Annotated in this window: 8 protein-coding genes; 6 read left to right on the top strand and 2 right to left on the bottom strand. The window is 70.4% G+C overall.

The window, feature by feature from the left end:
• Positions 1-32: 32 nt before the first annotated feature.
• Positions 33-2,108 carry an alpha-L-rhamnosidase C-terminal domain-containing protein gene (locus ACSW7Y_RS04915; protein WP_438125217.1) on the bottom strand — a complete coding sequence of 692 codons (2,076 nt, stop codon included), beginning with the start codon at positions 2,106-2,108 and terminating at the stop codon, positions 33-35.
• Positions 2,109-2,182: 74 nt separating this feature from the next.
• Between ACSW7Y_RS04915 and ACSW7Y_RS04910 the strand changes: the two genes are divergently transcribed.
• A complete protein-coding gene (locus ACSW7Y_RS04910; RefSeq protein WP_438125216.1) occupies positions 2,183-3,208 on the top strand; it encodes a LacI family DNA-binding transcriptional regulator in 1,026 nt (341 codons plus the stop codon).
• Between the two features lie 90 nt (positions 3,209-3,298).
• Entirely contained in the window at positions 3,299-4,621 is a 1,323-nt protein-coding gene (locus ACSW7Y_RS04905; protein ID WP_438125215.1) for an MFS transporter, read from the top strand.
• Positions 4,622-4,687: 66 nt separating this feature from the next.
• Here ACSW7Y_RS04905 and ACSW7Y_RS04900 read toward each other — a convergent pair whose 3' ends face one another.
• A complete protein-coding gene (locus ACSW7Y_RS04900) occupies positions 4,688-6,931 on the bottom strand; it encodes a beta-glucosidase (RefSeq protein WP_438125214.1) in 2,244 nt (747 codons plus the stop codon).
• A 259-nt stretch (positions 6,932-7,190) separates the two neighbouring features.
• On the opposite strand from ACSW7Y_RS04900, the gene rhaI reads away from it, so the two are divergent.
• The 4 genes from rhaI to ACSW7Y_RS04880 all read left to right on the top strand — a co-directional run.
• Positions 7,191-8,363, top strand: a complete 1,173-nt coding sequence (rhaI, locus tag ACSW7Y_RS04895; protein WP_438125213.1) for an L-rhamnose isomerase — start codon at positions 7,191-7,193, stop codon at positions 8,361-8,363.
• A 4-nt stretch (positions 8,364-8,367) separates the two neighbouring features.
• On the top strand, positions 8,368-10,455 hold the full coding sequence (locus tag ACSW7Y_RS04890; RefSeq protein ID WP_438125212.1) for a bifunctional aldolase/short-chain dehydrogenase: 2,088 nt from the start codon (positions 8,368-8,370) through the stop codon (positions 10,453-10,455).
• 19 nt (positions 10,456-10,474) lie between these two features.
• The gene (locus tag ACSW7Y_RS04885) at positions 10,475-11,938 is read left to right on the top strand and encodes a rhamnulokinase (RefSeq protein ID WP_438125211.1); all 1,464 of its coding nucleotides are present in this window, start codon (positions 10,475-10,477) and stop codon (positions 11,936-11,938) included.
• A gap of 128 nt (positions 11,939-12,066) precedes the next feature.
• On the top strand, positions 12,067-13,242 hold a 1,176-nt coding region (locus ACSW7Y_RS04880), incomplete at its 3' end, for an alpha-hydroxy acid oxidase (protein ID WP_438125231.1).

Here is a 13,242-nt window from a genome sequence, read left to right as displayed (position 1 = left end):
CGACGGGACCGACCCGTCCCGGACGACGACCGTCACCGCGCGACGACGGCACCTCGGCGGTCCTCCGTGCCCCGCCACTCCCCCGAGCACGCGAGCGTGACGACGGCCGGCCCGGGCACGACACCGTCGCAGGTCTCGAGGGTCGTCCCCGTGGGGACCTCGACGACGCACTCCGACCGGTCCGCGACGACCACGACGGCACCGTGACGCGTCGGGACCACGGCGGACGCCCACTCCAGGCCGCCGAGCGAGGGATCGACCGTGAAGCGGTCCCACCCGGCCGCGGCGGGGCGGACGCCGAGGACGGCCTCCGGGAGGATCGCGGCCGGTGCCGCTCCCCACGCGTGAGCGAGGCTCTTCCCGAAGGGGCGGTCGTACATCTCCCAGTCCGAGTGCCCCGGAGCGGTGAACTCCTCCCAAAAGGTCGTCGCGCCCGCGTCGAGCATCGGCGACCAGAGCGCGCGGAGCCGGTCGACCGCGCCTGCCGGATCACCCGACCGGGCACGCGCGAGGAGGGCGAAGCCGTTCATGAACGGGGTGCCGACCGGGGCGTCGACCAGTTCGGACGGCTGCTCGCCGGGTGGCGTCAAGCCGGCGAGGAAGGCGAGGAACGCCGGGTACGGCGACGGGACGTCCTCGTCGTTCGCGTCGTCGTCGAGGTAGGTGCGCCACACCCCGCGATCGGCATCCCAGCACCGCGAGCGCAGCACCTCGGCGACCCGGTCCGCGAGCGCAGCCCAGCGGGCGGCACCAGGGTGTCCCACGGTCGTGAGGACCTCGTCAGCGCTGCGGAGCGCCCAGTACCAGAGGACCTGCAGCGCGCCGAGGTCACGGTCCGGCTCGATGTCGACGCCCCAGTCGATCAGGACCGGTGTGTCGAGCCCCGCGAAGGCGGTCTCGTCGCGCACCGGACGGAACACCCCCGAGTCCGTCGTCTGTCGTGCCAACCCCCGCACGAAGGCGTCGATCCGATCGGCCTCCGCAGTGAGGTGCGACTCGGTCCCGATGTACCGGAGCGCCACCGACTGCGCGATGACCCACCATAGGGAGTAGTCCGCGAGCCCGTTCACGTAGCCGTCGCGCACCCGTCCGAGGGCGACGAGGCCGTCGACGACCAGCGGCCCGTCCGCGAGCGTGTACGCGTTCGAGACGATGTTGAGGGCCTGGTCACCCATCCAGGGCATCCGGTCACGCTTGACGCCGTCGAGCATCAACCCCTGCGCACAGAGGTGCACGGTGTACGACGCGGCGGCCCAGATGCGGTTGAGGCCGTCGTCGGAACACACGAACGCGCCCGGGTCCTCGCGCGGCGGCCGGAAGTTCGCTTCGACCGTCACCCCGGTCGTGGTCACGCCGTCGACGCGGAGGAAGCGGAAGCCGAGTCGGTGCCGTGTCGTCCAGCGCCCGGGAGCGATCTCGACGACGTCGTGCCGGGTCTCGTGGACCGAGTCGGCCAGCGCCTCGTCAGGGGACTCCCCGCTCCGGACGACCGGGTGTCCGGACGCCGAGAACACCGGTCGGCCGAGGACGGTCGCCCCTGCATCCCACAGCCCCTCCCGGCCGGGTACGGCACCCATCTCCACGTGCACGACCGGTTCGGACTCGAGGTGCGGGGCGCGGACGCCACCCTCGACCACCTCTGCGTCGACGTCCTCGTCGTCCGGAGCCGCGCGGGCGACGACCGCCGGGACGGAGGACGCGAAGCCGAGTGCGGGCACGGCGCCGGGACCGACCTCGACCCGGACCGCGAGCGTCGAACCGCCCTGCACCCGGTAGCGCTCCCCGTCCAGGGCCTGCAGGTCGCAGCCGTCGATCGCGGACACCCTGCCGGAACCGACCACGATCGTCGGCTGATCGGACGCCCACCGGAACTCCACCGTGCGTGGGACCTCCTCGAAGTTCTCCGAGTAGTGCACGAACCGGTTCGCGGCGAACCCTTCGCGCACGAGACGGTCGCGGACCGCACTCGCACGGGTACCGGGCAGGTACGCCCACCGGACACCGGACGACGTCGAGGCGCGAGCGCCCGCAGCAACGCCGTGCGGGCGGGGGGACCACGCAGCCGCAGCAGCACGGATGTCGGCAGCGGTCGTCGGCTTGCGATCCATGGCGTCCCCTTCGTGTATCGATCTACGTCGATCCCAGCACTATAGTTGACCTCCCACACCCTCACAGGGGAGCGATGAGCACCAGCCGCCCACCGACGATCACCGACGTCGCGGAACTCGCCGGGGTGTCGCGAGCAGCAGTGTCGAAGGTGCTCCGCGGCGCGTACGGCGTGAGTCCGGGGATGCGGGAGCGCGTGGAGGCCGCGATCCGCTCGCTCGACTACCGACCGAGCGCCGCGGCGAGAGCGCTCCGCGGACGAGGGTGGACGATCGGCGTCGAGCTCGTGTCCGTGGGGAACCCGTTCTTCGACGAGGTCCTCGCCGGCATCACCGCGACGATCGCGACGAGCCCCTACCAGCTGGTCCTCGCGCCCGCGACGAGCGACTCCGGACACGGGCGCAGGGCCCTCGACGCCCTGGTCGACCGGAACGTGGACGGTCTGATCGCGATCTCGCCACTCGTCCCGCGCCCCGAGCTGGAGTCCATCGCCCGACGCGTCCCGCTCGTGCTCATGGGCAGGCACAACCCGAGCGGTCACTACGACTCGGTGGTGGGCGACGACGTCGCGGGGACCCACCTCGCGCTCGAGCACCTCGCTTCGCTCGGGCACCGACGGATCGCACACCTGACGGTCCGTGCCGAGGTCGTGGGAACGGACGACGGCAATCCGCACCGGATCCGGGCACAGGCATACAGATCGTTCATGGCCGAGCGGTTCCCGGAGGTCCACCCGCACACCGCCCACGTCCGCTCGACAGCACAGGACGACGTCGACGCCGCGATGGCCGAGTTGCTCTTCGCCGAGCACCACCCGACAGCGCTCTTCGCCGCGGACGACGGGCTCGGCATCCGCGCGCTGTGGTCGCTGACGGAGCTCGGTCTGGTCGATCAGGTCGCGCTCGTCGGGTACGACGGGTCCGGGCTCGGCGCGCACCCGGCGCTGGCGCTGACGTCCGTCGACCAGCACGGCGCCGCGCTCGGTGCCGCGGCCGCGAGACACCTGCTCGCTCGGATCGACGGCCGGACGGAAGCCGTCGACGAGGTCCTCGCACCCGCGCTCCGTGTCCGCAGGTCGAGCCTGGTTCGACCGCGGCGGTGAGCCGAGCTCCGCGCGTTCCTCTCGTGGTCTCGATGAACCGTTTCAACGGCTACACTGTGTAGATCGATACACACTCGAAGAGGAGCTGATGTGAGCGCACGTGTTCAACGGACCGTCCGACCGGGCTGGGTCACCTTCGTCGCGGGGATGGCATCGTTCCTCGATGCCGGAGCGATCGTGACCACCGGTACGGCACTGGTGCTGTACCAGGACCGACTCGGCCTGGACGGGGCGGCGATCGCGCAGATGTCGGCACTGCTGACGATCACGATCGCGATCGGTGCCCTCGTCGGCGGACGGCTCGGCGACTCGTTTGGTCGGCGGCGCGTCTTCACAGTCACGATGATCGTGTATGCGATCGGCGCGGCGATCGCCACGGTCGGGCTGTCCGCCGCATGGCTCTACGTCGGCCTCGCGCTCCTCGGTCTCGCGACCGGCGCCGACCTCCCGGTCTCGCTCGCGATGATCGGGGAGAGCGCGAAGCGGGGCGCACGAGGCCGTGCGGTGAGCTCGACACACTTCCTGTGGATCGGCGGGATCCTGGTCCCGACCGCGCTGGGCATCTTCGTCGGTGGCATGGGTGCCACCGGGGCCCACGTCATGTACGGCGTCCTCCTCGTGATCGCGCTCGTCGTCCTCGTCCTCCGCGCGGGGATCCCGGAGTCCGAAGCCTGGACGGAAGCGAAGACCGCCGCGACGCAGACGATCGACACCCGGCACGCGCAGGACGCGGCGAGCGCGGCGGAGATCGGTGAACAGCAGGTCGTCTCGGTCAACGTGCTCCGACAGCTGCTGCGGACTCGGTACGTCATCCCGCTCGTCGCGATCGCGCTCTTCTACGCGATCGGCAACATCACCGGGAACACACTCGGGCAGTTCAGCACCTACCTGTACGTCAACGTTGCGCACTCGACGGTCTCCACGGCATCGGTCATCAGTCTCTGCTCGTACGCCTTCAACCTCCTGGCCATGGTGTTCGTGGTGAAGTTCATGGACACCCGGTGGCGGATGCTCGTGTTCGGGATCGGCGCCGCGGTCGCTGCGGCCGCGTACGCGACACCGGCGCTGCTCGGCGTCAACATCGGGACGATGATCGCAGTGAGCTTCCTCTCCGCGCTGGGTGGCCCGATGGCCGGCGAGCCGATCTTCAAGGTCTGGTCGCAGGAACTGTTCCCGACCCTGTACCGGAGCACTGCGCAGGGGATCGCGATCGCGTTCACCCGGGCGGTCGCCGCTGCCGTCGCACTGGTGACCCCGGCCCTCGCCGCCGTCGGTGCCCGATCACTCTTCGTGATCCTGTTCGCGTCGGTGGTCGTCGCGGCCCTCATCGGCCTGCTGTGGGTGGCGCGCCTGCGCAAGGCGGATGACGACGCGCCCCGGCCGAGCCGTGTCGAGCCGTCGACCGTCCTCTGACCCGGACCACGGCGCCGTGGGCGGAGCGGCTCTGAGCACCCCGCCCACGGTCTGCCGGGTTCGACGTCAGCGGACGCGCACCGTCGCCGTGAGCACCGGCTGGTCGACGGCGGTGCCGACCGACACCGTGGCGACGCCGGGCACCACGGCCCAGTCGTGCGCCGTCGTGTCCCACACCGAGAGTGGTTCGTCCGCTGTCCTCGCGTCCACCGTCGCGGTGACGGTTCGCCGCTCCCCGGGGCGGAGGGCCCGGTCGGAGAACGCCACGAGCCGCTTCCCGGGTTCGCCGGCAGCCGGGGGCAGCGTCAGGTACACCTGGGGAGTCGCGGTCCCTGCGACCTTGCCGGTGTTCCGGACGGTGAACCGGACGGAGATGCGCGTGGTGTCGCCCGACCCCTTCCGCTCGACGCGCAGGTCGGAGTACGAGAACGACGCGTAGGACAGTCCGTGGCCGAAGGCGAAGAGGGGCTCGATGCCCTTGCTCTCGTACCACTTGTGTCCGACGGCGAGCCCTTCCGAGTAAGCGACCTGGCGGACGGCAGTGCTGCCGGTCGGCCGTGTGACCTGCCCGTCGACGAGTCCCGGGTACTGCGCGGGCGTCGAGGTGGGGACGTCGGTGAGCGACTTCGGGAAGGTCATCGGCAGCTTGCCGCTGAAGTCCACGTCGCCGTAGAGCAGCCGCGCGAGCGCGTTGCCCTGCTGTTCACCCGGGTACCACGCCTCGACCACCGCGCGGACCGAGGAGAGCCAGGGCATCGTCGTGGCGGTCCCCGTCTCGAGGACGGCGATGGTGTTCGGGTTCGCCTTCGCGACCGCGTCGATGAGCGCGTCACCGTTCCCGTCGAGCGCCAGCGTCGTGCGGTCGGTGCCCTCGCCCTGGAGCGCGTAGCCGAAGACGATCACGGTGTCCGCCGCCGCTGCGACCGAGGCGGCCTTCGCCGGATCGGTTCCTGGGTCGAAGGTCACGATGGCTCCGAGCTTCGCTGCCCGTGCCGTGATCGCGTCGAGTGGAGCGACCACGTTCGGGCAGCTCACGGCAGGACCGAAGTTCGGCATCGCGCAGACGCTCGCCGCGCTGATGCCGTTCGTCGGGGTGGCGGACGCGGTCGCCCCGATTACCGCGATCTTCTTCGCAGATCGACCGAGCGGGAGCGCGCCGCCGTCGTTCTTCAACAAGACCGATCCGGCTTCCGCGACCTGACGAGCGACGGCCTTGTTCTCCGGCGTGCTCGACGTGGTCGACGGGGTGGTGGGCAACGGGTGGTCGAACAGGCCGGCGGCGATGTACGACCGGACGACGCGGTGCGCCGCAGCGGTCACCTGTGCCGTCGTCACCTGCCCGGTGTCGATCGCCGCCTGAATGTTGGCGGGCGTGTAGAACTTCGGTCGGTTGAGTTCCTGGTCCAGACCGGCGTTGAGCGAGGGACCCGTCGAGTGCACGGAGCCGAAGTCGGACACGACGTAGCCGTCGAAGCCGTCGTCGCCCTTCAGGATATTCTTCAGCAGCGGGTTCTCGCAGGCGTACTGCCCGTTCACCTGGTTGTAGGAGCACATGACACCAGCCGGGGCGCCGCTGTCGATGGCGATGCGGAACGGCAGGTCGTACACCTCGCGGAGGGTCCGGCCGTCAATGTTCGACGAGCTGGTCTGGCGGTCGAGTTCCTGCTCGTTCGCGATGTAGTGCTTCACCACCGCCATCACCGGTTCGTCCGGGTTCCCGTTCTGGATGCCGTCGATGAGCGAGCCCGCGAGGTGCCCGGCCAGGTAGGAGTCCTCACCGAGGTAGTCCGGTGTGCGGCCGGACAGCGGAGTGCGACTCGAGTGCAGTCCGGGAGCGAGCAACCCGTTCTTCCCGGAGCGGAACGCCTCGTCCGCCTGCGCGGCCCCCTTCGCCCGCGCCAGGTCGGTGTCGAAGGACGATGCGAGGGCGATCTGCGCGGGGAAGACGGTCACTCCTGCGGGACCGCGCACGTAGTCCGGGCCGTCGGCGTACGACACCACAGGGGTGCACGGGACCTGCGCGGGGTAGGTCACACCGCTGAAGTCGGTCTGGGTCGGGTTGTTCGCCGCCTGCTCGTCGAGCCAGCGGAGTTGCTGGCCGAGGGAACTGGCCGTGAGGAGCCGGTCGGCACGCCGATCGGCGGACTCGCGTGGGTTCATCCAGGGACAGCGGCGCAGGTCGGTACCGGCGGGGCCGGGCCGGTCCGGGGCTGCGGAGGCCGGCAGCACCTGGAGGCCTCCGGCGACGAGCCCCAGGGCGAGGAGTCCCGCGCCGAGTGCGGCGCGACCCCTTCGTGGGCGTGGTGACATGGCAGTTCCTCTCCGTTGAGTGAACACACTTCGGTCAGGTCCGAGGCCGCGACAGCGCGTGCCAGGAGCGCTTTTGAAACGCTTCAAGGAGAACCCGGTGGAAACGTACAGCCGTCATCACTGAACTGCAAGGAAAAATCACGATCGATTCCCGGCCGGAGCGGGCTACGGGGACAGATCCACCGAATGGCTTGCTCTTCGCGTCACAGAGGGCTAGTGTCCACGTGAAACGATTCAATCGACACGAGGAAGTGCGACGATGACATCAACCCCGAGCTTCGCCGGCATCGCCGAGCAACTGGCACGGCAGCAGATCGAACTCCCGAGCTGGGCGTTCGGCAACTCCGGGACCCGCTTCAAGGTGTTCTCCACGCCGGGCACGCCGCGCGACCCGTACGAGAAGATCGCGGACGCCGCCCAGGTCCACAAGTACACGGGCCTCGCCCCGACCGTTGCGCTGCACATCCCGTGGGACCTCGTCGACGACTTCGCCGACCTGAAGCGGCACGCCGAGGAGCACGGCGTCCGGCTCGGGACGATCAACTCGAACACGTTCCAGGACGACGACTACAAGTTCGGTGCGCTGACCCACACCGACGCGAGCGTCCGGCAGAAGGCGATCGACCACCACTTCCGGTGCATCGACGTGATGGACGCCACCGGCAGCCGCGACCTGAAGATCTGGCTCGCCGAGGGGTCGAACTACCCCGGCCAGGAGGACATGCGCTCCCGCCAGGACCGCCTCCACGACAGCCTGTCGACGATCTACGACCGGCTCGGCGACGACCAGCGGCTCGTGCTCGAGTACAAGTTCTTCGAGCCGTCGTTCTACCACACGGACGTCCCGGACTGGGGCACGAGCTACGTGCAGACCGCGGCGCTCGGTGACAAGGCGATGGTGTGCCTCGACACCGGGCACCACGCCCCCGGCACGAACATCGAGTTCATCGTCATGCAGCTCCTCCGACTCGGCAAGCTCGGCTCGTTCGACTTCAACTCGCGCTTCTACGCCGACGACGACCTCATCGTGGGCGCAGCCGACCCGTTCCAGCTCTTCCGGATCCTCGTCGAGGTCATCCGCGGCGGCGGCTACGACAACCCGGACGTGGCGTTCATGCTCGACCAGTGCCACAACGTCGAGGACAAGATCCCCGGCCAGATCCGCTCGGTCCTCAACGTGCAGGAGATGACCGCGCGGGCGCTGCTCCTCGACCGCGTCGCGCTGACCGCCGCGCAGGAGGCGCACGACGTCCTCCGCGCGAACGAGGTCTTCATGGACGCGTTCCAGACCGACGTCCGCAAGGACCTCGCCGCGTGGCGCGAGTCCCGGGGGCTCCCCGCGGACCCGATGCGCGCCTACCTCGACTCCGGCTACCAGCAGCGGATTGCCGAGGACCGCGTCGGCGGCGTCCAGGCCGGTTGGGGCGCGTAGACCCATGACGATCAACGACCTGGAGGCACGGGTGGACCCCGCAACGCACGACACCACCGCGGACGACACGGTCAGCGCGCTCATCGCGCGCTCCAACGCGCTCGGCTCCGACCCCCGGATCACGAACTACGCGGGCGGCAACACGTCCGCGAAGGGCACCGACAACGACCCGGTCACGGGCGAACCGGTCGAGCTGCTCTGGGTGAAGGGCTCCGGGGGCGACCTCGGCACCCTGACGCCGGAGGGCCTCGCGGTCCTGCGCGTCGACCGGGTCCGCGCACTGCGGAACGTCTACCCCGGGGTCGAGCGCGAGGACGAGATGGTCGCCGCGTTCGATCACACGCTCTTCGGCAAGGGCGGTGCCGCGCCGTCGATCGACACCGCGATGCACGCCCTCGTCGACGCTGCGCACGTCGACCACCTCCATCCCGACGCCGGGATCGCGATCGCGACCGCGGCCGACGGGCCGGCGCTGACCGAGCGGATCTTCGGCGAGAAGGTCGTCTGGGTGCGGTGGCGTCGACCCGGCTTCCAGCTCGGGCTCGACATCGCCGCGATCAAGGAGCAGCACCCCGAGGCGATCGGCACGATTCTCGGCGGACACGGCATCACCGCGTGGGGGGACACCTCCGCCGAGGCCGAGGCGAACTCCCGGTGGATCATCGACACCGCCGAGCAGTACATCGCCGAGCACGGCAAGGACCGGCCGTTCGGCTCGACTCGGCCCGGCTTCGAGGCGCTTCCCGAGGCCGAGCGCAAGCAGCGCGCCGCCGCCCTCGCGCCGACCATCCGGGGCATCGCCGGACACGACAAGCCCGTGGTCGGCCACTTCGAAGACAGCGACGTCGTGCTCGACTTCCTCGCGAGCGAGCGAGCCGAGGAACTGGCGGCACTCGGTACGAGCTGCCCGGACCACTTCCTCCGCACCAAGGTCAAGCCGCTCATCCTCGACCTGCCGGCGACGGCGAGCGTCGAGGAGCAGACCGCCCGCCTGCACGAGCTGCACGAGCAGTACCGCGCCGACTACCAGGCGTACTACGACCGGCACGCCGACGAGACGAGCCCGGCGATCCGCGGCGCCGACCCGCTCATCGTCCTGGTGCCGGGCGTCGGGATGTTCTCGTACGGCAAGGACGCCCAGACCGCCCGCGTCGCCGGCGAGTTCTACGTCAACGCGATCAACGTCATGCGCGGCGCCGAGGCGCTGTCCACCTACGCTCCGATCGACGAGGCGGAGAAGTTCCGCATCGAGTACTGGGCTCTGGAGGAAGCGAAACTGCAGCGGATGCCGAGGCCGAAGGCCCTCGCGACCCGCATCGCCCTCGTGACCGGTGCCGCGTCGGGCATCGGCAAGGCGATCGCGAAGCGTCTCGCAGCCGAGGGCGCCGCGGTCGTCATCGCCGACCTCGACCTCGCCAAGGCGCAGGAGGCCGCAGCCGAGATCGGGGGACCGGACCGGGCGATCGGTGTGGTGGCGAACGTCACCAGCGCGGACGCGATCGACAGCGCGATCCAGGAGACCCTGCTGCACTTCGGCGGGCTCGACCTCGTCGTGAACAACGCCGGACTCAGCCTCAGCAAGAGCCTGCTAGAGACGACCGAGCAGGACTGGGACCTCCAGCACGACGTCATGGCCAAGGGATCGTTCCTCGTGTCGAAGGCAGCGGCGAAGGTGCTCATCGAGCAGGGCCTCGGCGGCGACATCGTCTACATCTCGAGCAAGAACTCGGTGTTCGCCGGTCCGAACAACATCGCCTACTCCGCCACCAAGGCCGACCAGGCCCACCAGGTGCGCCTCCTCGCAGCCGAGCTCGGCGAGTACGGCATCCGCGTCAACGGCATCAACCCCGACGGCGTCGTCCGTGGCTCGGGCATCTTCGCCTCGGGCTGGGGTGCGAACCGCGCGAAGACGTACGGCATCGACGAGCAGGACCTCGGGAAGTTCTACGCGCAGCGCACGATCCTGAAGCGCGAGGTCGTCCCCGAGAACGTCGCGAACGCCGTGTACGCCATCTGCACGTCCGACTTTTCGCACACGACCGGTCTGCACGTCCCGGTGGACGCCGGCGTCGCCGCCGCGTTCCTGCGCTGATCCCGGAAGCGAGCAGCACATGCACACCAGCGGCGGCGTCGCCGCGGTCGACCTCGGTGCGACGAGCGGCCGGGTCATCGTCGGCCACGTCGGACGGGACGACGTGCGGATGGAGCACGTCGCCCGGTTCCCGAACGGACCGGTCGCGCTCCACGAGCAGGGCAGGCAGGCTCTGCACTGGGACGTCGTCGAGCTCTACCGGCAGGTCACCACGGGGCTCCGTGAGGCACTCCGGCGGCACCCCGAGGTCGCGAGCATCGGCGTGGACTCCTGGGCGGTGGACTACGGACTGCTCAGGGGCGGGCGACTGCTCGGGCTGCCGTCCCACTACCGGGACGCGCGGCACGAGCGGGGGGTCGGGACGGTCCACGCCCAGGTGTCCGCGGAAGCGCTGTACGCCCGCAACGGTCTGCAGCACCTGCCGTTCAACACGGTGTTCCAGCTCGCCGCCGATCCCGACGCAGCACTGGCGGACCGGGCACTCCTCGTGCCGGACCTACTCGGCTACTGGCTCACCGGCGTCGAGGCCGCGGAGCGCACCAACGCCTCGACCACAGGGCTGCTCGACGCGACCACCCGCGACTGGGACCCGACCCTGGTGGCCGCCATGGGCCTCCCGGCCGACCTGCTGCCCGCGCTCCGCGACCCGGGCGACCGACTCGGCACGCTCCTGCCCGCCCTCGGCGGTCCCGTCCCGGTCACGCTCGTCGGGTCGCACGACACGGCGTCCGCCGTCGTCGCGGTCCCCGCGACGGACCCGGACTTCGCCTACATCTCGTCCGGTACCTGGTCCCTGGTCGGCGTCGAACTGGAGCACCCGGTGCTCTCCGACGCGGCGCGCGAGGCGAACTGCACCAACGAGGGCGGCGTCGACGGACGCGTCCGCTTCCTCAAGAACGTGTCGGGCCTGTGGCTGCTGTCCGAGAGCGTCCGCACCTGGGAACGCGGTGGCGAGAGCATCGACCTGGAGGCGCTCCTCGCCTCCGCCGCGGCCGTCACCACCCCGGTGCCCGTGTTCGACGTCGCCGACGACGCGTTCACCCCGCCGGGCGACATGCCGGCCCGGATCGCGGCATGGTGCGCCGATCACGGAGTCCTGGCACCGACGTCACGGGCCGAGCTCGTCCGGTCGATCCTCGAGTCCCTCGCCGCCGCGTACGCGTCGACGCTGCGGACCATCGTCGACGTCACCGGCAAGGACGTCCGCGCCGTCCACATTGTCGGGGGCGGCTCGCAGAACACCCTGCTCTGCCAGCTGACCGCCGACCGCACCGGTCTGCCGGTCCTCGCCGGGCCCGTCGAGGCGACCGCCCTCGGCAATGTGCTCGTCCAGGCGCGCAGTCTCGGACTCGCGGGCCTCGCAGGTGCATCGTTGGAGACACTCCGCGACGTCGTCGCCCGCACCGTCGAACCCAGCCGCTACTCCCCCACGCCGGGCTCGGACGCCCGCCCCCACCGCACCACCGTCAGGAGCAACGCATGACCACCACCGACGACCACTCCCGCGTCGACCCCGCGACCGGCGCTCCGGCTGCCTCGGCAGGCTCGGCGTCCGCCAGCCGCACCCGTGTGCAGCGGCAGTTCCCGAGCGTGCGTGACCTGGCGCCGCTCATGCAGTTCAAGAAGCCCTCGCTGCCGGGTCGGCGGCAGCGGCTCGAGCAGGCGTTGACGACCTGGGACCTCCGCCAGATCGCCGCCCGACGCACCCCGAAGGCCGCATTCGACTACACCGAAGGTGCCGCCGAGGCCGAGATCTCACTCGCCCGTGCCCGGCAGGCGTTCGAGGACATCGAGTTCACCCCCGCGATCCTGCGTGACGTGTCCCGCGTCTCGACTGCACGCGATGTGCTGGGCGCGCCGACCGCGCTGCCGTTCGGGATCGCGCCGACCGGGTTCACCCGCATGATGCAGACCGAGGGTGAGCGTGCCGGCGCCCGCGCCGCAGGACGCGCCGGCATCCCGTTCTCCCTGTCGACCATGGGCACCACAGCGATCGAGGACGTCAAGGCCGCGAACCCGCACGGCCGGAACTGGTTCCAGCTCTACATGTGGAAGGACCGCGACAAGAGCATGGCGCTGGTGGAGCGGGCTGCTCGCGCCGGCTTCGACACGCTGCTCGTCACCGTCGACGTCCCCGTCGCCGGCGCCCGCCTCCGGGACAAGCGCAACGGGTTCTCCATCCCGCCGCAGCTCGGCGTGAAGACCATCGTCAACGCGGTACCCCGCCCCTGGTGGTGGTTCGACTTCCTCACCACCGAACCCCTCGCGTTCGCCTCCCTCGACCGCTGGTCCGGCACGGTCGGTGAACTGCTCGACCACATGTTCGACCCGACGGTCACCTACGAGGACCTAGAGTGGATCCGTGACCAGTGGCCCGGCAAGGTCGTCGTGAAGGGCGTGCAGTCGTTGGCGGACGCGAAGCGACTCGCGTCGATGGGCGTCGACGGCATCACGCTGTCGAACCACGGCGGGCGTCAGCTCGACCGCGCCCCCGTCCCCTTCCACCTCCTGCCGCAGGTCGTCAAGGAGGTCGGCAACGACACCGAGGTGCACCTCGACACGGGCATCATGTCCGGCGCCGACATCGTGGCCGCCGTCGCCCTCGGCGCACGTTTCACCATGGTCGGCCGCGCCTACCTCTACGGCCTGATGGCCGGCGGCGAAGCCGGCGTCGACCGCATGATCCAGATCCTCACCGACCAGATCGAACGCACCATGCGCCTCCTCGGCGTCGCCACCCTCGACGAACTGGAGCCGGGCCACGTGACGCAGCTGCAACGCCTGGTC

The organism is Curtobacterium flaccumfaciens, from assembly GCF_051548005.1.
Classification (GTDB): Bacteria; Actinomycetota; Actinomycetes; order Actinomycetales; family Microbacteriaceae; genus Curtobacterium.
The sequence above is the reverse complement of the archived record's forward strand: the minus strand, read 5'-3'. Positions and strand labels throughout refer to the sequence as shown.